Consider the following 24,823-nt stretch of genomic DNA (forward strand, 5'->3'; position numbering starts at 1 on the left):
TGCTGCCTTGTTATCGGAGGTGATGAAGGCGCGTGCATTTTCCTTAAGGAGCCGGCTATTGATATAAGGATGTTCCTAAAATGGAAAAATTCGCTCTGATCGTTCACGACTTGCGGCCTCTCATAGTGGGCGTACGCCTGTTGCAACGCGTCGACAGCAAGTAAGGATTCCGGCGTGATCGCCACCCGACACGCGACAGCTTTGCAGACTGGCCAGTCACCTATCAATACCCGCACTCGGCGACGGCCGATCTTCCGCTTCATTCCTGCTTTAGAGCATGGGAACGCCCCAATGAGCTGTTTTTCGCAGCTCGTTCGACTGCCCGTACCGACAGGGCAAGGATGGAATTAGGCCGATTCTTATGGTCTCGAACGATTCCGATTGAGATACTGCGCACGCCTTTCCGTGAAAGGTAAATGAAGGATTCGCGTGGAGCGTGAGGCCTTGTATCCCACTCAAGGCGCCCGGTTTTAGGGTGTCCTATACATACAGAGCAATCTAATGAAAGCAAAAATGATTCTCGCCGGCGCTGCGCTGGCTACGTTCTCTTCCTTTGCGATGGCTGACACCGTCGATGGTGTGATCAACTTCCAGGGCTCGATCGTGAGCGATACCTGCAAGGTGGGCTCTGTTACGGGCGACGCCGGCACGATCAACGTGAACATGGGCACGATCGCGACCGACGACGTCGGTACTGTGGCAGCGCCGAAGTTCCTGGCGAGCGGCGCGGGCACTGCGAACTTCAACATCGCCTGTAAGACAGGCGCGAAGGTCAGCATGAAGTTCGCGGGTCAGCCCTCGGAATTGAGCGCAGACAACAAGTCGATTCGCGTGAACAACGGCACGACTGCGGCTGGTTACGCGCAGAACGTGGGCATCGCTGTGTATGAAGGCACGGGCGCTGGCGCAAATGCGTTCGACCTTAGCAAGGGCGATCTGCTGGCGCAGACGGAATTGACGCAAGCCGGTGCAATCAACGTGCGCTTTGCAGCCGCTTACGTGGCACAGGACCCGTCGAAGGTCACGGCCGGTATCGCGAACGCGAGCCTGCCGTTCACGCTGAGCTACGAGTAAGTTCCCTTCAGGCGGCTTTGAGTCGCCTTCAACGTGCAGCAGGGGCGCTCGTCCCTGCTGCACTTCTGCAGGTCTCCTCGCTATGAAAACTCGATACTTCGCCGCCGGAGTGGCGCTCGCGTGCGCGTTGATTACGCCCGCGACACATGCTGCGATTTCATTGGCCGCCACGCGCGTCATCTTCGACGGCAAGAACAAGGAAGCGTCTGTCGTCGTCAACAATGACGGCGCGGAAGCGTTGATCCAGTCCTGGCTCGATCCGCTCGACGACGCCAGCAGCCAGGCGTTGCCGTTCGCGGTAACGCCTTCGCTTGTCAAGGTGCCTGCGAATCGGCAGCAACTGCTTCGTGTGCTGTACGAGGGCGTCGGCTTGCCCGCGGATCGGGAATCCGCATTCTGGCTGAATGTGCAGGAAATCCCGCAGGCTGCCGCCGGTGACAACGTTCTTCAGCTCGCGGTTCGTCAGCGGATCAAGGTCTTTTTTCGGCCGACGGGGCTGAAGGGCGATCCGCAACAGGCGCCCGGGCATCTGCAGTGGCGCCTCGATCGCGAATCAGGCAAGGCAGTTCTCCATGTGAAGAATGCCGGTCTGTATCACGTCACGGTCGTCGATGCGAAGTGGCACACGGGCAGCACGGATGCGTCCGTCATCGACGCCAAGATGGTCGCGCCCGGTGCGTCGGCGAGCATGCCGGTCAAGTTGCCAGCAAACGAAGCCGCACCTGAACTTCGTTACGAGATCGTCAACGATTTCGGCGGACGGGAATCTTACCGCGTAACGTTGCCTGCCGGTCAGTCCGCAGCACCGGTTTCCGTCACGCACTGAGCGCGGCCGCGCGGGTGACGCCGGCCGGTTTCATTTTTCGTTCGACCAAAGTCATTTCGTATTCCTATCTGCGCTGGCAAATTTTGCCTGACTCAACCGCCGCCGGAGTTTAACCTCGATGCCAGACCGACCGTTTACAACATCGCCGTGCAGCGTGGCCGGATCGATTCCGTCCACCGCGTTTCCGCGTGCGACGCCGCTGTATCTCGCGATATGCCTTGCTATCGTCAACAAGGCACACGCGGAAACGGCGGATACGGTTGTCGCTCAGGCCGCACCGATGACTCTGGCGTTCAATACGAACTTCCTGCACGATCGCGGCCGACCGACTGATCTGTCGTCGGTTCTGACAGCTGATAACAGCGTGCCTCCGGGCACCTATCGAGTCGAAGTTCAGGTCAACGGCGATCTCGTTACGCGCCGCGATATCAATTTCCGTCTCGACGAAACGAAGGGGCGAATCGAGCCGTGCTTGACTGCACAAATGCTTCGGGATTTCGGCGTCAACTTGCACGCGCTGACACCGGTGCCCGAAGTGAACGACACTTCGTGTATCGACGTGCCGAATACGATGGACCAGGCTGCGGTGGACTTCGACGCCGGCCGGTTGCGGCTCGATCTCAGCATCCCGCAGGCATTCCTGTCGCGCACGGCACGTGGTTACGTCGATCCAGCGCTGTGGGATGCCGGCGTCGCGGCCGGGTACGTGAACTACCAGTTCACCGGCAACTATAATCACAGCGCCTTCGCGGGCGACAGCCGCGCCTATTTCCTTGGTCTTCAAAACGGCGTCAACATCGGCCCATGGCGTTTGCGCAATGAGTCCACGTTCAGTGGCGGCACGGGCGGCAAGCCGCAATTCAAAAGCAACCGTACGCTGGTCGAACGCGATATCACGTCGCTCAAGTCGCAGCTCGCCATCGGCGAGCAATATTCGGATTCCACGTTGTTCGACAGCGTGCGCTTTCGCGGCGTGCAGCTCGGGTCGGATGACGCAATGCTGCCGGACAGCGAGCGCGGCTATGCACCGGTGATTCGCGGACAGGCGTTCAGCAACGCGGTGGTGGAAGTGCGTCAGAGTAGCTACGTGCTGTATCGCGCGAACGTTCCGCCTGGTCCGTTCGAACTGACCGACATCTTCCCGTCGGGGTCCAACGGCGACCTGGAAATCACGGTGACGGAGGCGGACGGCAGCAAGCATGTGACGCGCCAGGCCTTCTCGAGCCTGCCGCTGATGCTGCGCAAAGGCCGGATGAAGTACAACTTTTCGGCCGGACAGTATCAGGGCGGCGAGGATGCGTCGCCCATGCTGGCGACGGGCTCGGTAGTGTACGGCCTGACCGACAACAGCACGGTCGCGGGCGGCTTTCAGGTTTCCAAGGATTTCCAGGCGTTCAACCTGGGCGTCGGCACCAATACGCCGATCGGCGCACTGTCGCTCGACGTCACGCAGTCGATCAGCCGCGCGCAGGGCGCACGCAACGCTGGCCAGAGTGTGCGCATCTTGTATGCGAAGACTTTCACGAGCACCAACACCAACTTCACGCTGGCAGCGTATCGATATTCGACCGAGGGTTACCGGACGTTCAGCGACCACGTTAGCGACGTCAACGGAGCAAGCGGCATTCGGGCCGCGCGCAGCCGTTCGCGGGTCGATCTGACGACGAGCCAGGACCTCGGTCCGGAGCGGAAATACGGCAGCGTTTATCTGAACGTCAGCCAGCAGACGTACTGGAACCAGTCCGGGTCGAGCCGAAGTGTCAGCATGGGCTACGGGAACAACTGGAAGCAGTTGAGCTACAACCTGAGCTTCACGCAGTCGCGCGACACCCGATACGGCAACTCGGGCTCGAACACGCAGGTGATGGCCTCGCTGTCGATTCCACTCGGCAAGCAGGTTCGTTCGCCGCGTGCCTATACGAACATCAGCCGTGACAGCTCCGGCGCGGCCAACGTGCGGGCGGGCGTGAGCGGCAGTTTCAACGAGCGGACGTCGTACGCGGCGCAATCCGGTTATACGAATCAGGGGCAAGGTGCGACGGCCGGTGCGAGCCTGACGCACAACGCAGACATCGGGCAGTTGACGGGCAGCTACAACTACGCACGCAGCTATCAGTCGGCCAGCGTCGGCGCGACGGGCGCGCTGGTCGTGCACCGCGGCGGCGTCAATCTGAGCCGGACGCTCGGCGATACCTTTGCGTTGATGAAGGTCGAGGGCGTGAAGGGGGCGGACGTGCGGACCGACGATGGCGTGAGCATTGGCCGGAACGGCTACATGGTGGTGCCCTACGCGCAGCCCTATCGCGTGAATACGCTGCGTCCGGACACGCGGAACCTCGGAGCAGACGTGGAATTGATCGATACGGCGAAACAGGTGGTGCCGCGTCGTGGCGCGGCGGTCGAAGCGGTGTTCAAGGCGAACGGCGGACGGCGAGTGCAGTTCAACGTGGCGCAGTCGGATGGTCAGCCGGTGCCGTTCGGGGCCAGCCTGGAAGATGAGGAATCCGGGAAGCAGCTCGGCATTATCGATCCGGGCGGCAACGCGCTCGTGCTGCTCGATCGGGAGCAGGGAACGCTGGCAGTCAAGTGGAAGGATGGGCACTGCCAGGCGCCGTATGCGTTACCGAAGGCGGAAGCCGGGCGGTATTACGTGCGACAGAGCGTACGGTGTCGGTAGTTTTTTGCCTCTGACGAGAAACTCCATGTCATTTCGCTTCGTGTGAAACATGTGTGTGCGGAGAATGTTTAAAATTCCAGGATATTGCAAATGAATCGTGCGGTTTTATTGTTGTTTTTGGTGATTTGGTCGGCGTATTCCACTCCGGCATTTAGCGCTGTCGCAACTGTTTGCTACAAAACCGGAGCGCCAACCAAAGGCGAGGTCCCTCCGCATCAAGTTTATTCGGGTGATCCTCCGGAAGCCATTCCTGCGGGCAACATGCCCTTGGGCGCGGTAGTATGGCAGTCGAGCGAGGTTGTTTTCGATGTGACATGCGAACGACTAATAGCCGCATTCAGAGAAGAATCGGTTCCGGTACAGGCAGCGTTGGTGGGGAATGGTTTCGGTGTGAGAGGATTGGAGCCGGGATATGAATTTCAAGGTGTTAAATACCCCTTTGACAGAATCATGAGGCCAACGCCGTATATACTCGGGCCAAAAGTTGGGGACAAGGTTTCGTTTAAATTTATATTTTCCATCATTATTGTGAGGCGTGCAGGTGATGTGCCCAGCGGGCCAATGTGGGATTCTTCGATTTTTCCAACCGTCCAACTGAAGGTGACCCGGACTGGCAATGGCGCCGTAACGGAAGGCACCGCAGCGGCAGTTCACATAGCAGTAAACAACCCTGGAATTACAAGCATTGATTGCGCGGCTGACGTAAAAATTTCAAAGAATACGATCGATTTCAATGAAGTTTCGGCATTTCGCGCAGTAAACAATGAAATTGCAAGGCAAGTCCCATTTGAAATCTCGTCCAGTCGGTCTTGCCCGGGAAAGTTCAAGGTGAACGCGACACTTAAACCGTTGGTGGCAAATAGCTATACTCGCGGCGATTTCATCATGCCGTTGGGGAATGATTCAATTGGAATTAGAATTCGCAATCAAGGAAGTGGCGAGATATTCCCGTTTAATCAGAAAAAAGAACTCGCGGACTTGACCAGCGCCACATCTCAAACCAACCGGTATGTGGCAGAAGCTGTCTGGCAGACGGACAAGCCGAAATTGGGCAGGTTCGAGGCAGGTGCCACACTGCAGATCGAATACCAGTAGCAGTTGTGTGCAGACGCTCCGAGTCTCAGAGCATGACACATCTCTTGGAAGCGGCCATACGGCGCTTCGGAAGATGGCGACCCGCTCGACACAAGCATTGACTGAAATTGACTGAAGCAACGTCCGTACGATGGTGTTCGGATCGAGATTAGACCGTACCAAAGCGACGCCTCCTGGCGAACCGTTGTCGAAATCCGATGGTAGGCCCATCGGCGTGGGAACGATTCACGGACCGCCACCCGTCCAGTTGTCCTTGTGCATCGTGCGCGACGCGAATAACTCGATGTCCGTCTCTGGGCGCATCGTACGACGCGAATTCTTTTTTCCGGCTCCTGCCGATGTCGAACCGGCCCGTGCAGACTTCGGCACGGCCACCGACAAAGCATCGGCGTCGTACTGGACGGACCGCGCGCGCTTCAGACCTCGCGAAAATACAAACCGAGCCAAGTCGACAGAGTTAAAATTATCCCCTTAGACCGAAATAATCGTAAGACAAGGGGGTTGCAATGAGGCCAGAGCATCAACCGATCCGGGTTGTGATCCTGGACGACCATGCCGTCGTTCAGCTTGGGATCGCCAGCTACCTGACGGAGCAGACCGGCATCGAGGTTGCGGCGAGCTTCGCAAAATCGCGCGACCTGATTCGCTGGCTCGAGTCCAATTCGGTAGACGTCGTGCTGCTCGACTACACGTTAGGCCCCGACGAGATCGACGGCCTGAATCTGATCAAATTGATCGCCACGCGTTTTCCGGATTGCAAGATCCTGATGACCTCGAGCAGCGATACGCCCGCAACCGTCAACATGACGATGCGCGCCGGCGCGCTCGGATTTTTCGGCAAAAGCGAGAATCTCCGCGAGCTTGCGCATGCGATTCACGTGGTTGCAAATGGCCGTCCGTATATCAGCGCCGAATTGTCCCGGAAAATGCTGTCGAGCACGACCGTCGATCCGAGCTCGCTCGAGCGGTCGCCCGTCGTCGACGAAAGCACGACCTCGCCCGATTCCGCATTGTCGGCAAACCTGCGTCTCAGCCCGCGCGAACACGAAGTCCTGCGCTGCTATCTGGCGGGCATGACCATTGCCGACATCGCGTTGAAATTCTCGCGCAGCCCCAAGACCATCAGCGCGCAAAAACAGTCGGCGTGTCGCAAGCTCGGCATTCGAAGCGACGCCGAGCTGTTCGCGTCCCGCAAGATGCTCGAGGAAAGCTGAACGCCGATAGGGTCCCTGGGTTCCACGACAGCGGGTCCGCGCCGTTCACATCCCCACCGATCAATCGAACTACTGTGCCAAAGTGGCGTCGGGCTATCTTTGGACTCGACAGACATATTCCGTTTTTCTGGCCTATAAGAAATGTCTTATAGGCTGCGTCTGGAATTTGCGCCGTAAAGTGCGAAATAGGCCATTCGACGATTAAATTCATCGCTCCCGCTATACGACCGATGAATTGCACTGGCCTCTATGAAAACCCGGCTTTCCACCAACGGCGCCGTCTGGCGCTGGTTTTGTTGCGCGCTGCTCGTGGCCATGCTCGTCGCATCACTCTCTGCTTCAGCCGCGACCGAGAGCACGAAGCCGGCGTTCACCGACGAAGAATTGCAATGGATCAAAACGCATCCGGTCGTTCACATTGCAGTGGAAGCCAACTGGCACCCTATCGAATACCTCCGCGGCGGTAAGCACGCGGGCCTGGTCGCCGGGTATCTGGATGCGATTTCCCGGATCAGCGGTCTCACGTTTCAAACGGTGCCCGGCACGCAGTGGGGGCAAGCCTACGAGGCGCTCAAAGCCGGCCACGTCGATCTGCTGCCCGGCGTATGGCGCGAACTGGTGCACGACCGCCTCGGCGACGGTGCGCTCGTCAGCATGCCGTATCTGGTCGGTCGACTGACCGCGGTGACGCGCAGCGATTCGACGATGATCTTCAGCTTGCAGCGTCTCGAGGGCAAGCGCGTCGCGATCAAGGGGCGCGGCGCGGTCGAATACTTCACGCGTCACAGCGGCGTGAACCTCGACGTGCAGACGTTCGACAGCGAGGAACTCGCGCTGGCTGCCGTCGCCAGAGGCGAAGCGGACGCCGCGCTCGGCGTCGACGTCACGATGCTGCCGATCGTTCGCAGCCGCTACCTCGGTCAGCTCTTCATGTCGGGCATGCTCGCCGATCGTCCTGTTTCGCTGGCGATGATTACGCGCACCGACATGCCGATTCTCGCATCGATCATCAGCAAGTCGCTTGCCGCCATTCCCGTCAGCGAGACGGCGGAAATGACCCGGAACTGGGTCGAGTTGGCCGACTACGGCAAGCCGACCATTCGCTCGATCCTGCATTACCGTGCGCCCCAGGTAATCGCCGTCGGCTTCGCGCTGCTCGCCTTTGCGACGCTCGCCTACCTGTCGTGGAAATCCCGTACCGCAGCCGTTCGCAGCGAGCGTGACAAGGCCATGTTTCTCGCGTTCGTCAGCCATGAGATCCGCACACCGATGCAGACGATCCTGTCGTCGCTCGAGTTGCTGCAATGCTCGGCGCTGACCGGGCAACAGGCAATCCGGGCGGATGAGGCGGTTGCGGCCTCGGAAACGCTATTGACGTTATTGGACGACGTGCTCGAATTCTCGCGTCTCGATTCGCGAAAAGTCACGCTCGAGCCGCAGCCGGTCACGCTCGATGCATGGGCCCGGGATACCTTGGGCATGGTGCGCTGGCGTGCGGACGAGAAGCAAGTCGCACTGGTGCTGGACGCCGCCTGTCCACCGGCGATGCAGGTCGTGATCGATCCGGTGCGGCTTCGTCAGATTGCGCTCAATCTGCTCGTCAATGCGATCAAGTTCACGCCGGCCGGTTCGGTTGCCCTGCGCGTCGACTACGAGCCCGGCCCGCAAGCGCCGCACGGCATCCTGGTGCTTGAAGTGCGCGATACCGGTGTCGGTATTTCCCCGGAATATCGCGAGCATATGTTTGACGCGTACTCGCAGGCCGAGCGATTACAGCAACACGGCGCACAAGGCAGTGGATTGGGGCTTGCGATCTGCCGCCAGCTCGTCGAGCTGATGCACGGGACGATCGCGGTCGAAAGCACGCCGCACGTGGAGACGACGATAACGGTCCGACTGCCGGTTTCGACGGCGATCGCATTGACTGCGGCACCTGCGCCGCCGCTCGCTTCGGACACCGCCGTTTCGTCGAAAAATGCCGATGGCGCATGCGAATGCGGTGGCAAGCCGCTGATTCTGGTCATCGACGATCATGAGGGCGTGCAGCATTCAATCTGCCGACAGTGCGAAGAGATTGGTTGCCGGACTGTCATGGCACAGACCGGAATGGCCGCATTGCAGCAATTGGCTCGCACTCGCTTCGACATGGTGCTGCTCGATTGCAACTTGCCTGACGCCGACGGCTATGCGCTGGCCCGAACGATCCGGCTGAACGAGGCGACGAGGAAAACGCCACGCGTTCCGATCATTGCCATTTCAGCTTTGTCGGGTGACGAACACAAAATGCGCTGCTTCGACAGCGGCATGGACGGCGTACTTGGCAAGCCGCTAAGGCTGTCTGCGTTACGGCAACTTCTCGCGATGTGGTGCCCGGCCTATCAGGACATCGTGCCGGACGAGCCGACAGCATTTCTTCTCGGCGACTCAAGCGATCAGCAGGGACTCTACGCCCGGACGGTGGTGCAGGACTTCGAGGCACTCTTCAACGCAATGCAGTCAGGCGATATTGCCGGCGCCTTGCGCGCGGCTCATCGGATCAAGGGCGCGTCGCGTACCGCCGGGGCGTCGCGCGTGGCCGAGTTGGCCGAACGCATCGAGTCGCAACTGCGCGAACACCCCGACGTGCTCTAGGGAGCGCGCACGTTGTCGCCGATCGCCGGCAGCCGGCGGGTCAACGGCGTGGCACACCGTCGCACCGCTGTTTGCGACCAAAGGCGATTCATGATTTTGTGCCGACCGAACCGCTTGCGTCGCCACCGCCGTGAATCACAGTGTCGGCAAGATGCATTCGCTGCAACTCGGCAAATTGCCCGTCGACATCGACCGCAATGCCGTCGGCCGATTCCCGGAGCCGGTGCTCCAGGTCGGCAGCCAGATCGTACATGGCAGTTTTGCCTGCGACTGCGGCAGCGCCCTTGATGCGGTGAGCCGCGTGACGGGCCAGATCGATATCGCGGCTTTGCAATGCGCGCGCAAGCATCTCCAGATCGCCGTCGACGCTCTGCCGGAAGACGGTGCTGAAACCCGCGCGCGGCGCATCGGCTTCCACTGGCAAAGTGCCGGGCACATCGGATTCATAGGATGCGCACCAGAGTTCGATCACCTGTCGCAATACCGCGAGTCGCAGCGGCTTGCCGAGCACGCCGTCCATGCCGCTGTCGAGGCAGCGTTCCCGATGCGCATCGTCCGTCGCAGCCGAGATGGCGATGATTGGCGTGCGCTTGCCGTGCCGTTGCCGCTCGATGTCGCGCATCTGTTGCGCGACCGTATATCCGTCGATGCCGGGTAGATTGCAGTCGAGCAGCACCATGTCAAACGGCATTCGCCCGAATTGTTCTAGCGCCGCTTCGCCGGTGCCTGCGATCGTCGACCGGCAGGCCAGCGCGTCGAGCTGATGCTGGATCGCGTGCTGTACGGCTTCGTGATCGTCGACGACCAGGATCATCGGGCCGCCGTTCGTGGCCGGCGACACTGCGACTCTAGCACTATCGGGTGAGCGTTTCGGGGTAGAGCGGTCGACGGGAGCTGGGTGGGGCGCTTGGGCGGAGGGGCGCGACGGCTGCTGCTGCGGCGGACGCACAGGCAGCATGACGGTAAAGACGGTTCCGATGCCGGGGTTGCTGCTGACCGTAATCGCGCCTTTCATCAGGTCGACCAATTCGCGGCAAATGGACAGGCCCAGTCCGCTGCCGCTTGCACCGCGGTGTCCCGGGTTTTCGACGCGCTGGTACGGTTCGAAGATGTGCCGCTGGCGATCGGGCGGAATGCCAATGCCGGTGTCGCGAACTTCGAGCACGAGCGTACCCGAACGGCCGGATTTTCGGGCGAGGTAATCGACGCGCAGCAGAACCGTCCCGGTCGACGTGAACTTGATCGCGTTGACCAGCAGATTGAGCGCGATTTGCCGCACCCGCATCGGGTCGAAATACACCTCGAGTTGCGGCGAGCACGCGAGATCGAGCGTCAGCGTCAGCTTCTTTTCATTCGACCGCCAGCGTACCATCTCGATGGTTTGATTCGCCCACGGCCCGATCGTTGTCGGCTTCGGCGCGAGTGTGACATTGCGCGATTCGAGGCGCGAATATTCGAGTACGTCGTCGAGCAGGGTCAGCAGCGTTTCGGAGGCCGAGATCGCCGCATCCGCACGGTTCGCCTGTTGTCCGGTCAGCGCCGAGCGCTGCAGTAGCTCGAGCGACGACAGGATCGTATGCATCGGTGTGCGGATCTCGTGACTAATGAACGCAAGAAACATCGCCTTGTCGCGCTCGCTGCGGATGGCACTCACGCGTGAGCGCCACGACACGTACGCCAGCAGCGCGAATGCGATCAGGGCACTGCCGACGACTGCGACCTGTCGTCGACGGTAATGGAGGATCGACGCCAATGTCGGTTCGCCGTAGTCCGCCATTTCGAGCCATCGATGGCGGATGGCTTCGGTGTCCGATGCCGGGATCGCTGTCAGGGACTTGTCGAGAATCGAAGCCAGTACGGCCTCGTCATCGCGCGTTGCCAGCGTCAACGCATACGGGCGATCCCACAGACTTCCCGAAAGGAATAGCTTACCCTTGAACTGTCGGTGCAACGGCGGAAGGATGGTCGCGTCTGTACCGAGCGCAGCGTCCGCATTGCCATCTGCAACTGCTTCCAACGCTTCGCGTTCATCCGGGAAGGTCAGCAGGTTCACCGGCACCTTGCTTTGACGGACCCCGTATTCGAGCGCGCCTCCACCTTTGATTGCGACCCGCTTGCCGGCGAGCCTTTGAAAGTCGACAAAAAGATACTCGCGGTCGGTCGTCACGACGGCGACCGTGCCGACGAAATACGGCCTGCTCGTGATAACGCCCTTGCGGTAAAGCTCCAAGTCCTCGTTTTTGGGCCAGTCGGGCGACATGTCGATCTTGCCGGACGTTAGCGCATTGATCGAATTGTTCCAGCATGCGCCGTCGACGAACTCGAAGCGTAATCCGCTAATCCTTGAAACAGCCTCCAGATATGCTGGTACCAGGCCGGCGATTTTTCCGTTCTCGACAAATTCAAATGGGCGCCACTGTGAGTTGACGCACGTACGTACCACCGGATGTGCGGAGATCCATGCCGTTTCCTCGGTCGTAAACTTTGGCGCATTGCTCGCCCATCCGGGCCCGGGCAACGACAGCATCGTCGCGAAGACTAGCGGGACGGGGCGGATCCAACTCTTCATGTTCGGCGCTCTATATCACAATGTTATCGGGTTGAAGTAAAGCCAGTCGCTGCCTGGTCGGGTGCAGTGACATTGGCCAACCTGCATTGTGCGCCTCTGTGGTGAGGGTATCCGTCGCGTCCAAGCATTCTGCGCCATAGGACGAGTATGTTCCAGCATCCGCTGACGTTGCTCAGCACGTCGTTTATCCGTTATCCGTAAGCGGTCAGGTAATGACACCACTCCTATGAATGGGGCTTCTTGGAGAGGCGCTGGCCGTCCCTCAGGAAACCATGGCGCTCGTAGAAGTGGTGAGCAGCCTGTCGGTGGTCTCCGCTCGTCACTTCCAACTTTACACATCCGACCTGCCTAAACCAGTGTTCTGCAGCGTCAATCAGCGTGCTACCAACTCTGTTTCCCCGATATCGCTCGTCGACGACCATGCTAGTTATGCGTCCGAGACTGCCCGCCACGTGGAACAACGGTAGGGCGTGAAGGCTGATTCTCCCGATGACTTGTTCTCGCATGGATGCAACAATGATTTTGTCCATCGGGCTCGGACGCATCGCTTCAATCTTCTCGAGGGTTATCGCCGGAGTTGTCTGGTAGCCGAGTTGCTGCAGCAAGAGCGCGATTGCTGCGTGATCCGATGATCGCGCTTCACGGATGATAATGTCCGATGACTTCAGCACGTACAGTCCTCCAAGGTAAAAGACCTTCGTAGTCGCTGAGAGTCGCGGCTTCCGGTAATGCCCTAAACAGCGAGACCAGATAGCGATACGGATCGATGCCGTTCGCCTTGCACGTTTCGACGAGGGAGTACAGGTTAGCACTAGCCTGCGCGCCAGCGACAGTATCGGAGAACAGCCAGCCCTTGCGTCCGACGACGAACGGCCGGATCGCGTTCTCGCACAGGTTGTTCGAGATCGGCCAGTTGCCGTTCTCGACGTACCGAACCAGCTTGTGCCACTGTCCGCTCATGTACTGCAATGCCTTGCCGAGCAGACTCGATGGCATGACGGTGGGCAAATGCTCGACCAGCATGCGCTCGATGATGGCAAGCACGCGGATGCTGTACCGGGCGCGCAGTCGCCGCCGACGTTCGGGCTTCCACTTTGCGCTGCGCGCCTCGGCCGCGACAGCTTGCCAATCAGCACGACGAAGCGCGTGGCTAGCAGATCCGCAGAGCGTGCGGCCTTCGGCACCGACTCCTCGGCCTTGATGAAGCCACGGCGCACGTGTGCCCAGCACCCGAGATGCACGAGTTGGTGATCGTGGGCGATGCCATTGTAGAGTTCATATCCATCCGTCATCAGCACTGTGCCAGGCTGCACGCCGGCATAGAGCTTCTGCGCATGTTGGGAAACGCGTCCCGGCGAGTACGAGAACATCCGCACAGGCGGCCCGAACCGTTGACCTGCGCCCAGAGATAGCTTTTTGCCTGCGGCCTTCGTCCCGGTTCTTTCAGTACCTGGAACGCTGTCTCGTCACCGTAGATAAGATCCGATTCGAGCAGCGCGTCGTGCATCAGGTTGATCACCGGCTGCGTGGCCAGACCTACACGCACCACGCTGGCGGCTAGCGTATTCGACGAGATGTCTCCGCCGAAGCGACGCAGCAGCGTGGCCTGACGATATAACGGCATGCCGTATTGGTACTTGCCGGTGATGATCCACGCCAGCGCGGATTCGGTGAGCAGCCCGCGTGGAATGATGCGCGCCGGGGCTGGCGTGACCTTGATGCCGAGGTCGCAGCACGGGCACGCGTACTTGACCCGTTGGTGCTGAACGACGCGCACCTGCTCGGGAATCACGTCGAGCTGCTCGCTCGTCACGACACCGATCTCCACAAGGGCATGGCCGTCGTGCGTGCAGAATCGTTCGGACTCTGGTAACTCATGCCGCACGAACTCGCGCGGCAGGTTCGGATCGAGTGGTTTGCGACCGCGCTTGCCTCGCGTGTGGGCGGCGACCAACGTGCCGGGCACGTCCTCGCGCGCAGGCGCGTCGGTAGTCATCGCCAACGCCTCGGCTTCGTTGAACAGGCCGAGCTGATCGGCATGGCGCGCCTCACTCGAGGCGCCGAACAGTTCGTGCTTGTAGGCCCGCAGTTTCTCTTCGGCCAGATCGCGCTGAGCCGTCACGAGCCGAAGCTCACCGCGCAGTGCATCGCGTTCGGTGCTCGCGGCAATCAGCGCCTCGTAATGCTCGGCGCTCAACATGACGGGATTGTTCGGCATGGCCGATTAGACCATGTGGTCCTCGTCGTGTTCAGCTCATCCGCGAGTAATATCGCTGGGGATGCTTCTGGATCACGGCCAGGTCGATTCCGTCGAGCAGCCAATGCAACTGCTCAACGCTGGGCGTAATCGTGTCGCCTCCGGTCGGCCAGACGAAGCGGTAGGCTTCGAGTCGCTTGAGCAGCAACCAGAAGCCGTTGCCGCCCCAGCCGAGAATCTTGATGCGATCGCGACGGCGGTTGCCGAAGACGAACAGCGCTGAGGTCATGGGGTTCAGGCGCATCGCCTGTTCGACCAGGATCGACAGCGCGTTGATGCCGATGCGGAAGTCGACCGGATCGCGATGCAGGTAGACCTTCAGCCCTTCGTCGAATCGGAACACGGCAGCCTCCCGAGCATCTGGATCACCGTGGCCAACTCATCGGCACTCGCTTCGCCGAGATCGAATTCGATTCCATTGGGCAAGCGCACATGGAGCGCAACTGCCATCGTCGTAGCAGGCCGAGATTCGTTCGATATGCTCATAGTCACCGGCGTCTTTGATGCGGCCACGACTGGAATGAACGCCGGCTCGGGCGGCACCACCGATTACGCGCTGGCATGTCTATCGACACGCCTTCGATCATATCGATCGTACGCACTTCCTGCGGAACCACTGCCGGAGCTTCGCGCTGCATCAGATGCTTTGTAATCCACTTGCGCAATAGGTTGGCGTTGCCCCCATGCTCTTGCGCCAGTCGCGCTACCGATACGCGCGGACTCAACGCTCGCTCGCCCAGCGCGCGCTTCGCGCCCTCATCGTACCGGCGACGACCATCCCGCGTCAGCCCCACTACTCCTAACTCTGAGTTTTTCTCTGCCATAAGTGTCCACCAATAGTAGGTGGACACCTTTTCCCATATTCACGACATCTATGGCAGGGCGTAATTTATTGAGCGCTTACGGTTAGACGCCTTTACACCTGGGAAGGCGTTGTCTCGTGGTCCAAGATAGTTACCCGCCAAAACAATGGGTTAGCGTCTGCTCGCCTCCAACGAAGCGAATGGCGTCTTCGGAGGCGGATGTATCGACCGGACGTGCACTGACATTTCTCGGTTTCGGTAATGTTGCTGGCAACGCGCCACTTTCTGCGTGTCGGCGGAAAACGTACCGCGATCATGGGGCTAGAGATGGTGACGGTAGTCACTGCGCTACCACGCAACGCGGGGAGAGTTTGGGGTGCGCTTATCAAAACTCTGCCGTCGATGAGAGTCGGGGTGGCCGGTTCAGTCTGCCTTGGCCACGAGCGGCGTTTTCGATGCTTGCCTTAGAGAGTTTATCACGCGCGATTCGTTGGCGTTGATACCGGTCAATGAAGATGATGCCGCGTGTGCGGCTTTCTGCCCAGGCGCATGGGCCCCGGCCTCCGCGCGCGATCGATCGCCGCACCGAAGCATGATTGACACAGGTCAATCGTGTCATCCGGAGCGGCAATACATTCGGTTCCAGCGCTCGCACACCATGACGCGTGATTGTGCGCCGGACGCGGCATGTTCGTCGCGGCGCGGCCGTGCCCTACATCAAGCCCAATCATGTCGTTCCATCACGAGCGGAAAATCACGGCTGCGCGAGGCACTTGCGATGAAACGACGGATGTTGATGGCTGGTGTACTGCTCGCACTCGGCGCATGTGCCGGGTCGCAGCGGGCTGCGACTTTCAGGTCGACGGAGACGCAACTGCTCGAGGGGCGTCAGGTGGCATCACTGCGGTGTTCGACTCGATCGGAATGCGATGGCGAGTGGAACCGCACACAGCGCTACATCGAAAATCACTCGCCTACCCGAGTCATCCGATCAGGCATGGATCGGATCGAAACCGCACAACCGTATGTGGCCGGAGAAGTCTATCTGTGGGCCTCTCGCACGGTATCGGACGGTGGCGGCTACGTGATCCGGCTCAAGCCGATGTGCGAGGGCATGTACGACAGCGATGGCGGGCCGGGTTGGCAATACGATACGTGCGCGAAGAAAATTCTCGGGATACAGAGCGGCTTCCTGTCGTACGTGCGTCAGCCGCCTTCGCCGCATATCCCATCGCTGCCGAGTGAGCGTTGAACATGTTGCGCGTCGCGTCAAGGCTTGCGTCGCGCTGGGACACGACCGAACACGTCGATGCGCTCGCCGCTGCGGACCTCGGTCCCGTCCGTTGTCGGCATTCCGCCGATTTCAAACCGTTGACCTCGGTCAACGAGCGCGTCCGGCCAGCGATGATGATGGAAACACATTCGAACGCCGCCAACGCGTCGGGTTATCCAGCGAGGTCCGCATGTATACGAACATCATGGTCGCAGTAGACGGTAGCCCTTCATCAAAAAAGGCGCTCGACGAAGGACTGAAAATGGCCGGATCGTGCGGCGCACGGCTGTTCGCGGTTTTCGTCGTCGATAAATCCATTCTGTTTGCTTACGGCGGGCGTATGGAGCCGGCCGCGCTGCTCGACGAAATCCGTCACTATGGCAAGACGATCCTGCGAAGCGCTGACCGGGCGATCTCGCATGCCGGGGTGAACGGCGAGACGGAAATTGTCGAGACGGATATCGGGCAGGATGTCGTGGAGCGGCTGCAGCGATACGTCGACGATCGTTCGATCGATCTGGCCGTGATCGGCACACACGGACGTCGCGGCATTCGGCGGATGCTCCTCGGCAGTGTCGCCGAACGCTTCCTGCGCGAATCCCGTTGCCCGGTTCTGCTCGTGCGCGACGAAGGCCCCACACCCGCCGCCGTGGCGGCCTGATTGCCGTCACGGCACGAAGCTCGGCGGTGGAGCCGAACGTGCGGGCCGAACGACACGGCCAACGTGCCGAGCGTGCCTTCGTCCACAGCCAATGGACTATCCCATCATGCAGATATCGTTTCCTTCCGAACCGCCGACGTATTGCGGCGTCGACCCCGCGCTGCGCTTTTTTGCGCTCGTCGACGGACATCGCGTGCAGTGCGCGATCACCGCGGCCGCGCTGGAGGACCACTTCCGCGCGGTGTCACCTCGCGAGCAGGATCTTGTCGACGCGTTTGTGCGCCATCGTCCCGTCATCGAACGTGCGGCGCGTTGCTTGCTCGAGGAAATGGGCGGGCGGCCGGTCCTGATTCACAGCGGGTACTTCCGGTTCTGTACGTGATCGGCCGCCGCCTTTGACGCGCATCAAGCGCATGCCGAGACGGGCGCGTACGCTGGAATTCGCAAGATCATTCGTCCCTTGCGCGGCACCCGGTGTCGCGCCCGGTTTTCATCGCGGTCGATGCTGTCGGGACGAAAGCGCCGACTGCTTGTCATCTGCATGAGGAGTATGAACCATGAACAACATGACGCATTACGATCCGTTCTCGATCGAACCCGTTTCCGACCTGTTCCAGGGCCTGTTCATGCCACTGCGCGGGATGACGCTGGCCGACGAGCCGGATCTTGCATCGATGAAGATCGACGTCACCGAAAACGACAACGCATACACGGTCAACGCGGAACTGCCCGGCTTCGCCAAGGACGATATCGACGTCCAGGTGACGGGCAATACCGTATCGATCAACGCGAAGATCGAGCGCAACAACGAACAGAAGGACGGTGAACGCGTGATCCGGCGCGAACGCTACAGCGGTGCGTTCAGCCGTTCGTTCTCGTTGTCGGGCGAGATCGACGACGCGAACGCGACGGCGACGTATCAGGATGGCGTGCTGTCGCTGACACTACCGAAGAAGGCGCCGGTCGGGCAGAAGAAGCTCGCGATCAGCTGATCGTCGGCGGGCGGTGCAGGCGCGCATTGTCCGCCGCGAGAAGCCGGCGCGCGGAGCGATCCGCGCGCCGTTTTCATTGATGCGGCCGCGGGGCGCTCATGCATGCGACGGCGTGCCGCCGGTTCGATAGCCGACCGTCTGCGCGAGGATCGGCAATTCGTCCTCGTTCAACCGCAGCGCGTCCGCGAGCAGGCGGTGGTCGATCCAGCCGCGCACGACGGTGCCGATGCCGGCCGCCGCGCAGTACAGCGAAACGTTCTGCGCGATCGCGCCGGCCGCGATCGCCGAGAACATGTCACGTTGTCGCGGCGGCATGTCGAGTATCGCGGACGTTTGCACGACATAGACGAGATCCAGCGGCGCCCGGCCGACGAAGTCCTGGTAGCCCGTCAGGTTGCGCGCGTCGACCGCGTGCTTCAGCACGAGCCGGTGTGCGGGTGCATCGTATCGATAGACACCGGCCGGCAGCGCGACGTAGACGTCGATTTCGTTGAACGCATGCGCGGACGGTACCGTACGGCCGCCGCTCGCGGGACGGTTGATGCCGTCCGCCGCCCACAGCATCGTGCCGAGCGTCGCGGGCGGCATCGGCGTGGTGGCGAATTCCCGGGAACTCATGCGGGTCGCGAGCGCTGCCATCAGCGGCACGTCGTTGTCGAACATCGGGCGCGACAGGTCGATGGCTTCCGGCGACTCGCCGCGGGGCGGTGCAGGCTGCGCCGCGGGCGCCGGCGAATAGGCCAACAGTTACGGTTCGGTCATTCGAGTCTCCTTGAAGCGTGACTGCGCGGGCCTGGAAAGTCGCGCATCGGCGATCTCACGATAAGACGGTCGCACCGCGCCTAGTTGACTTCCGTCAAGCGACGCGTCGGCCGGCCGCGCGGCGTGACGCTGGGCATCCGTTGACATGCATCAGCGACCCGGGCACGCGCTTGTGCAAATCTGGCCGTATGCGGCGCACGGGCATGCCGTGGCTCACAGGAGAGCAGACGATGAAAACCGACAAGCAGTTGAAGCAGGACGTCGAGGATGAACTGGAGTCCGACCCGTCGATCGACGCGACACGCATCGGTGTCGAGGTGGCCGACCGGATCGTGACGCTTTCGGGGCACCCGCCCAGCTATGCGAAAAAGCTCGCGATCGAGCGCGCGGCGAACCGCGTGGACGGGGTCAAGGCGCTCGTCGTCGACATGACCGTGCATCTGCCGGACGACGACGTGCGTACCGACGAGGACATCGCGAAGGCGGTCCGTTCCGTGCTGCACTGGACGGTCGGGCTGCATGACGACGCGGTCAAGGTCCAGGTCGAGCGCGGCTGGATCACGTTGTCCGGCAAGGTCGACTGGGCATACCAGAGCCACCTGGCCGTGCGCGCGATCTCGCAGATGCGCAGCGTGACGGGCGTGACCGACCACATCGCGGTGCAGGGGGCAGTCGGCGTGGACGACATCGGCGGCAACATCAAGCGCGCGATCATGCGCCACGCGGAGCGCGAAGCGAAGCACATCGCGATCGACGTACACGACGGCACCGTGCGGCTGTCCGGCAAGGTCGGCTCGTTTTCCGAGCGCAAGGCCGTGCGCGGCGCCGCGTGGTCGGCGCGAGGCGTGCGTGCCGTCGTCGACGACCTGGTGGTCGAGTGAATCCGCCGGGATGCGGCAGTCCGGGAGGGCGGTCGGATGACCTTGTCGGGTGAGGTGCACGAAGCGGACTGGTCGGTCGCGATCGAGACGGTCCCGGCCGAAGCAGGCGGCTTTCGTTGCCGGATCCACGTCGCGCTGGAATCGCCCGACGGCGCATGCGAGCGGACGTTCGCGCACAGCCGCATCCATGCGAGCGAGCGCGAGGCCGCGATCGACGGGTTGCGCGTCGGGATGACGTGGATCGAGATGAAGAAGTCGAACACCTTTACGGTCTGAACCGGCGTATGCCGACGGCGGGGCGCGTCGACGACGGCGTCGATCCCGTCGCGCAATGCGGCGGCGGCCGTATCGATTTGCGCGTCGCTCGTCTATCGCGTCTTGTGCGAAACGCGCCGGCGCGCCGCACGCTTTCTTTTGCACGGACGCGTCTGTCGGCTCGGCCGCCGAACGTGACGGGCAACCGCATCGGTCACGGTCGGAAAGAAGCTGGCTGCGCCGAACACGTCGAACAGGCCGTAGGCGCGCAGGCGATCCTTCACCGGCCCCTTCATCTCGGCGAAATTCATTGCGATGCCGCGTTCCGCGAGTTCTGCGTGCAGCGCCACGAGCCGATCCGCAGCGCTCACGTCGATGTCGGTGATGGGCTCGGCCGCGACCACGACGCGCGTGACCGGCTTCGCCGATCGTGCGATCGCGGCGTGCAGATGTTCGCAGAAGATTTCGACGTTCGCATAGAAGAGCGGCGCATCCCAGCGGAACAGCGCGAGTCCGGGCGTTTGCGCCGCGCCCGGATGCCGCGCGATGTCGTGGTAGCCGCGCACGCCCGTCAGGCGGCCCAGCACCGCGTCGTACGGATGCCAGGCCCGCCACACGAACGACAGCAGCGACAGCGCGCTGGCGAGCAGGATGCCGGGCACGACGCCCATGCCGATCACGCCGGCGAAGCACAGCATCGAAACCAGGCATTCGCCGCGGCGCATGCGGTACAGCCGCACGACGCTGCGCACGTCGGCGATGCCGAACGCCGCGTAGATCACGACCGCGGCCAGCGCCGTGCAAGGGACGAAGGTCAGCAGGGCCGGCGCGGCAACGAGCAGTATTGCGATGCATGCAGCCGCGACGAGGTTCGTGATCTGGCTTTGGGCGCCGGCGGCGATCGCGACCGGCGTGCGCGACGCGCTGCTGCTGACCGCGCACCCCTGCGTCATGCCGGCCAGCAGATTGGCCGCGCCGAGCGCGATCAGTTCCTGGTTGCGCTCCGGCGGATCGCCCGTCCGTGCGGACAGCGCACGCGACAGCATGCTGATGTCGGCGAACGACACCAGCGCCACGGCGACCGCGCCGGACGCAAGCGCGCTCAGGTCGGAAAGCGAGACGGCCGGAAGACGCGGGGCGGGCAGGCCGACCGGCAGCGTGCCGACCGTCGCGATCCCGTGCAACGGCGGCAGACGGGCGGCGATCGTCGCCGCCAGCACGGCGATCAATACGCCGGGCCAGCGCGGCGCCACTTGTTTGAGCAGGACGATGGCCGCCAGCACGGCGACGCCGAGCAGACCGGCCGCGACCGAAAAGCGGCCGCCGACGAGCGCCTGCGCGATACGCGGCACGCTGGATAACACGTCGCCGCCCGATATCGGCATGCCCAATAGTTCGGGCAGCCGCCCGAGCGCGAGCGCGATGGCGATGCCGTTCAGGTAACCATACTGGATCGGGCGCGACAGCAGATCGGTGACGAAGCCGAGGCCGAGCACACCGAGCAGGATGCAGATCGTTCCCGCCGACAGCGCCAGCGCGCCGGCAAGCGCGATCGCGCGTGACGGGTCATGGCCGGCGAGCGGGGCGATCGCGCCGGCGATCAGCGCAGCCAGCGCGGAATCCGGACCGAGGACGAGAATCCGGCTCGGGCCGAGCAACGCATAGGCAAGCAACGCCGCGACCGACGCATGGAGCCCCGTGACGGCGGGCAGCCCGGCCGCCTGCGCGTAACTCATGCCGACCGGCACCAGTACGGCGGACAGCGCGATTCCCGCATACAGATCGCGCGAGAGCCACGCGCGGCGGTAGTTCGCGAGCAGCGCCACGCCCGGCAGCACGCTGGCGATGCGTCCGGATAACGGGCGGTTCATCGCGGCTTCATTGGGCACGCGTCTGCGCGAACGGGCTGGCTCGCATCGGCAGGCACGCGTTCGTCGAGACACAGCTCCCCTCGAACGGGCGCGCAAGACGGTGCGACGACCGGGCCATTCGGACGGCGACGGACGTCGCGGCACGGCGCGCCGGGACGCCGGACATCACGCCGCCTTGAGCCCCGCGAGCTGCAGCGCCTGTGCGAAGCGGGCCAGTGTCGCGATGGATCCCGTCACGCTTTCGTAGCGCTCGCACCCGATCTGCCCGTCAAGCGTGACGAGCATGCCGGCGTCGCGCGCGAGTGCGACGAGCGCCACCGTGTCGAGCGATGCCGTGCCGGCCGTGTCGAAGGTGGCGGCCCGCATCCCCGGATCGGAACGATAGTCGACGTATGACATGACATCTCTCCTGGTTGTCTTGCGATCGGACTCCGTGCAGCCGGTATCCCTGGTTTCAGTATCGGTGTCGCGTGTCGCCGCTTCAATCAGCCTGCCCCGAAGTCGCGGTAGGAATCGCGCTCGTTTCGTCGGCGGATTCCTACACCGCGCGTGGCTTCGAGGACGCATCGCAGCGGGCCGGCGCGCGTTCCCGCCGCCGGGCATACCAGCTTCCGATCGCGTGCCAGATCTCGCCGGCGGATTCGCAATACGTGAACAGCGCCAGGTCGCGGCGGTCGATCATCCCTTCGTCCGCGAGAAACGCCAGGTCGACCGCGCGGCGCCAGTACGCCTCGCCGACGAGGATGACGGGCAGCGGCGCGATCTTGCGCGTCTGCAGCAGCGTCAGCACTTCGAACAGTTCGTCGAAGGTGCCGTAGCCGCCGGGGAAGAATACGGCGGCCTTCGCGCGCTCGAGCAGGTGCAGCTTGCGGATCGCGAAATAGTGAAACCGGAAGCAGAGATCGGGCGTGATGTACGGATTCGGCGCCTGCTCCCGCGGCAGCTCGATATTGAAGCCGATGCTCGGCGCACCGCGCTCGTAGGCGCCGCGATTGGCGGCCTCCATGATGCCGGGGCCGCCGCCGGTGACGATGGCGAGCCGCGCGGTGCGCGTGCATCGGTCGGCATGGGCGACGAGACGCCCGAACTCGCGCGCGACGCGGTAATAGCCGCTGTGTTCGACGAGCCGGCTAGCGATCGTCACGGCGCGCCGCCGGCTCGCGTCGTGCGGACGCTGCGCGAGCAGGCGGTTCGCTTCGTCGAGCCGCGCGTTCGCGACCGACGGCGCAACGATGCGCGTGCTGCCATAGATCACGACCGCATGGCCGATGCGCTCGTTCTGCAGGCGCTCCTCGGCTTTCCAGTAGTCGAGCTGCAGCCGGATGCCGCGCATGCCGGAGCGCCGCAAAAAGGTCGCGTCGTCGTCGATCCGCGCGCAGTTCGGGCGTTTCGCCGTACGCGTCGGACGCGAGACGGGCTGGCTGCCGACGTCGCCGACGACGGCATCGAGCCTGGTGCGCGAGCGTTTGCCGCGCGGCTTCGCGATCGTCGCAACGGATGCGGGACGGTGGCGCGCGTTGCGCCGCGCCGAGCCCGCGGGCGCGTGCTCGATCATGGTCGACGTGAGCGGAGGGGGCGCGCGGCGGTCACTGGCTCAACACCCATTGCACGAGCCGATGCGCGTCGTCGACGGACAGCGGTCCGCCGCGATCGAGGGCGGACGGCATCGGCGTGTCGCCCCAGTGCGCACCGCCGCCGACGCGCAGCTTACGTTCCAGATACGCGGCCGCATGCGGATCGTCGCGGTAGCGCTCGGCGATCTCGCGGAATGACGGGCCGAGGAACGTCAGGTCGGGCGTGTGGCAGAACATGCAGTGCTGCGCGTCCACGAGTTCGGTCGGCTCGGGCACGGCCGTCCGTGCGGCGGCCGTGCCGGCCGTCGCGGCGATCACGCAGAGAACCGCGCAACGCATGATGCTCATGTTCGTTTCCTCGTCGAGATCAGGAGAAGGAGAGCACTTCGTCGAGCGGGCGGCGCGGCGAATGCGGCGTATGCGGCCCGCGCCCGACGCGCAGCAGCAACTGCGGCTCGCCGCGCAGGCCGAGCATGTGGCGCAAGTGGGCGCGCAACCCGGCCGTCTCGACCGGCTGGTTCAGGTACGACGCGGTATAGCCAGCGCGCGTCGCGACGAGCAGGATCCGCTCCAGCGCCTGGCCGGCGGCGAGCCATGCTTCGCGATCGTCGCGCACGGTCGCGATGCACACGATCAACGGCGATGCGCCGACGAGCTGGTGATGCAGCGCGGCCAGCCCGTTGCCGAGATCGAAGGTCCGTACCGCCATCGTCACGACGGGCGCGGCGAAGTCCAGCAGCGTCGGCACGCCGGCCGCGAATGCCGGCATGCCGTCGACGTGCCGGCGCGGATCGATCCAGCTTGCGAGTTCGCGCCGGAAGCGCGGGTCCGCGAACTGCCGACGGTCGGCTTCGGCGACCAGCTCGGCGACGCGCGCACGGTGTGCAATCGAGTCGACGCACGCGACGTCGGCGCCTTCCGCGATGCCGGCCTCGATCAACGCTTGCTGGATCGCTTCCGGAACCGGGCTCGATTCGAACGGCGCGCGTGTCGTGACGCGCGCCGGAATCGCATCGAACAGTGTGCCGAGGGCGGCGTCAGAATAGCCGTCGTCGCAGATCCGGACCTGCGCCAGCAGATCGGGGTCGACTTCGGAAGGAAACGTGCTGATCGTATGGGCGAACCCGGCGTGATCGAGCGCGACGCGCAGATTGAGCAACGCCGCCCCGCAACTGATGATCAACTCGCGATCGAACGGATCGACCACGGGCAACGCGCGCACGCGGTCCGCGCACAACGAGATCGTGTTGCCGTCGACCAGGAAGCGCCACGGCTGGGAATTGTGGCTGGACGGCGCCAGCACCGCGTAGCCCACCAGCGACCTCGGATCGCGGTCGGGACACGTGCTTGCGGCAAGCGGGGGAACGGATATCATCGATCATCTCCAGGTCGCCGCGCCGGCGGCGTC

22 protein-coding genes and 1 pseudogene are annotated in these 24,823 nt (G+C 62.7%); 12 read left to right on the forward strand and 11 right to left on the reverse strand.

From position 1 onward, the window contains the following. Window positions 1-501: 501 nt before the first annotated feature. From WT97_RS04425 to WT97_RS04445, 6 genes are all read left to right on the forward strand, one after another. Entirely contained in the window at window positions 502-1,074 is a 573-nt protein-coding gene (locus tag WT97_RS04425; RefSeq protein WP_059984268.1) for a fimbrial protein, read from the forward strand. A gap of 82 nt (window positions 1,075-1,156) precedes the next feature. Beyond that, window positions 1,157-1,900 (forward strand): molecular chaperone, encoded by a 744-nt coding sequence (locus WT97_RS04430; protein ID WP_060352965.1) that lies wholly within the window; start codon window positions 1,157-1,159, stop codon window positions 1,898-1,900. Window positions 1,901-2,018: 118 nt separating this feature from the next. Further along, window positions 2,019-4,577, forward strand: coding sequence for a fimbria/pilus outer membrane usher protein (locus WT97_RS04435; protein WP_060352966.1), 2,559 nt, complete (start codon window positions 2,019-2,021; stop codon window positions 4,575-4,577). A 90-nt stretch (window positions 4,578-4,667) separates the two neighbouring features. Then, entirely contained in the window at window positions 4,668-5,672 is a 1,005-nt protein-coding gene (locus WT97_RS32180; RefSeq protein ID WP_082751332.1) for a fimbrial protein, read from the forward strand. Between the two features lie 536 nt (window positions 5,673-6,208). Further along, complete coding sequence (locus WT97_RS04440) at window positions 6,209-6,886, forward strand: response regulator transcription factor (protein WP_306639655.1); 678 nt, start codon at window positions 6,209-6,211, stop codon at window positions 6,884-6,886. A gap of 249 nt (window positions 6,887-7,135) precedes the next feature. Continuing rightward, a complete protein-coding gene (locus WT97_RS04445) occupies window positions 7,136-9,517 on the forward strand; it encodes an ATP-binding protein (RefSeq protein ID WP_179949747.1) in 2,382 nt (793 codons plus the stop codon). A gap of 88 nt (window positions 9,518-9,605) precedes the next feature. Here WT97_RS04445 and WT97_RS04450 read toward each other — a convergent pair whose 3' ends face one another. The 5 genes and pseudogenes from WT97_RS04450 to WT97_RS32185 all read right to left on the reverse strand — a co-directional run bounded on the left by WT97_RS04450 (window position 9,606) and on the right by WT97_RS32185 (window position 15,167). Next, entirely contained in the window at window positions 9,606-12,086 is a 2,481-nt protein-coding gene (locus WT97_RS04450; protein ID WP_060352968.1) for an ATP-binding protein, read from the reverse strand. Window positions 12,087-12,310: 224 nt separating this feature from the next. After that, window positions 12,311-12,757, reverse strand: coding sequence for a GNAT family N-acetyltransferase (locus WT97_RS04455; RefSeq protein WP_257128453.1), 447 nt, complete (start codon window positions 12,755-12,757; stop codon window positions 12,311-12,313). After that, window positions 12,726-14,304: pseudogene (locus WT97_RS04460) on the reverse strand (IS66 family transposase). The gene WT97_RS04455 and the pseudogene WT97_RS04460 overlap by 32 nt, the downstream one beginning before the upstream one ends. Before the next feature lie 31 nt (window positions 14,305-14,335). Next, window positions 14,336-14,686: an IS66 family insertion sequence element accessory protein TnpB gene (gene tnpB / locus WT97_RS04465; RefSeq protein WP_060352969.1), complete on the reverse strand. Its 351-nt coding sequence runs from the start codon at window positions 14,684-14,686 to the stop codon at window positions 14,336-14,338. A gap of 145 nt (window positions 14,687-14,831) precedes the next feature. Continuing rightward, window positions 14,832-15,167 (reverse strand): transposase, encoded by a 336-nt coding sequence (locus WT97_RS32185; protein WP_306639694.1) that lies wholly within the window; start codon window positions 15,165-15,167, stop codon window positions 14,832-14,834. A 976-nt stretch (window positions 15,168-16,143) separates the two neighbouring features. Here WT97_RS32185 and WT97_RS34835 point away from each other — a divergent pair. From WT97_RS34835 to WT97_RS04490, 4 genes are all read left to right on the forward strand, one after another. Continuing rightward, window positions 16,144-16,398, forward strand: coding sequence for a hypothetical protein (locus WT97_RS34835; RefSeq protein ID WP_257128454.1), 255 nt, complete (start codon window positions 16,144-16,146; stop codon window positions 16,396-16,398). Window positions 16,399-16,609: 211 nt separating this feature from the next. Further along, window positions 16,610-17,080: a universal stress protein gene (locus WT97_RS04480; RefSeq protein WP_060352972.1), complete on the forward strand. Its 471-nt coding sequence runs from the start codon at window positions 16,610-16,612 to the stop codon at window positions 17,078-17,080. Window positions 17,081-17,186: 106 nt separating this feature from the next. After that, a complete protein-coding gene (locus WT97_RS04485) occupies window positions 17,187-17,462 on the forward strand; it encodes a DUF1488 domain-containing protein (RefSeq protein ID WP_060353075.1) in 276 nt (91 codons plus the stop codon). 175 nt (window positions 17,463-17,637) lie between these two features. Then, window positions 17,638-18,072 carry an Hsp20/alpha crystallin family protein gene (locus WT97_RS04490; RefSeq protein WP_060352973.1) on the forward strand — a complete coding sequence of 145 codons (435 nt, stop codon included), beginning with the start codon at window positions 17,638-17,640 and terminating at the stop codon, window positions 18,070-18,072. A 96-nt stretch (window positions 18,073-18,168) separates the two neighbouring features. Here the strand turns inward: WT97_RS04490 and WT97_RS04495 are convergent, their stop codons facing one another. Beyond that, window positions 18,169-18,819 (reverse strand): nitroreductase family protein, encoded by a 651-nt coding sequence (locus WT97_RS04495; protein ID WP_257128463.1) that lies wholly within the window; start codon window positions 18,817-18,819, stop codon window positions 18,169-18,171. Between the two features lie 245 nt (window positions 18,820-19,064). Here WT97_RS04495 and WT97_RS04500 point away from each other — a divergent pair, with 245 nt between their 5' ends. Both WT97_RS04500 and WT97_RS04505 read left to right on the forward strand, forming a co-directional pair. Continuing rightward, the gene (locus tag WT97_RS04500) at window positions 19,065-19,715 is read left to right on the forward strand and encodes a BON domain-containing protein (RefSeq protein ID WP_060353076.1); all 651 of its coding nucleotides are present in this window, start codon (window positions 19,065-19,067) and stop codon (window positions 19,713-19,715) included. Between the two features lie 36 nt (window positions 19,716-19,751). Then, window positions 19,752-19,991: a hypothetical protein gene (locus tag WT97_RS04505; RefSeq protein ID WP_060352974.1), complete on the forward strand. Its 240-nt coding sequence runs from the start codon at window positions 19,752-19,754 to the stop codon at window positions 19,989-19,991. A 92-nt stretch (window positions 19,992-20,083) separates the two neighbouring features. Here WT97_RS04505 and WT97_RS04510 read toward each other — a convergent pair whose 3' ends face one another. The 5 genes from WT97_RS04510 to WT97_RS04530 all read right to left on the reverse strand — a co-directional run bounded on the left by WT97_RS04510 (window position 20,084) and on the right by WT97_RS04530 (window position 24,790). Further along, window positions 20,084-21,841, reverse strand: coding sequence for a SulP family inorganic anion transporter (locus WT97_RS04510; protein WP_060352975.1), 1,758 nt, complete (start codon window positions 21,839-21,841; stop codon window positions 20,084-20,086). Window positions 21,842-22,006: 165 nt separating this feature from the next. Further along, window positions 22,007-22,207, reverse strand: coding sequence for a hypothetical protein (locus WT97_RS04515; RefSeq protein ID WP_373558475.1), 201 nt, complete (start codon window positions 22,205-22,207; stop codon window positions 22,007-22,009). A 172-nt stretch (window positions 22,208-22,379) separates the two neighbouring features. Then, window positions 22,380-23,396, reverse strand: a complete 1,017-nt coding sequence (locus tag WT97_RS04520; protein WP_060352977.1) for an LOG family protein — start codon at window positions 23,394-23,396, stop codon at window positions 22,380-22,382. Window positions 23,397-23,427: 31 nt separating this feature from the next. Continuing rightward, the gene (locus tag WT97_RS04525; protein WP_060352978.1) at window positions 23,428-23,763 is read right to left on the reverse strand and encodes a c-type cytochrome; all 336 of its coding nucleotides are present in this window, start codon (window positions 23,761-23,763) and stop codon (window positions 23,428-23,430) included. A 19-nt stretch (window positions 23,764-23,782) separates the two neighbouring features. Continuing rightward, a complete protein-coding gene (locus WT97_RS04530) occupies window positions 23,783-24,790 on the reverse strand; it encodes a nitroreductase family protein (protein WP_060352979.1) in 1,008 nt (335 codons plus the stop codon). Window positions 24,791-24,823: the final 33 nt, after the last annotated feature.

The sequence above is a fragment of the Burkholderia sp. MSMB1459WGS genome, from assembly GCF_001534535.1.
Lineage (GTDB): Bacteria > Pseudomonadota > Gammaproteobacteria > Burkholderiales > Burkholderiaceae > Burkholderia.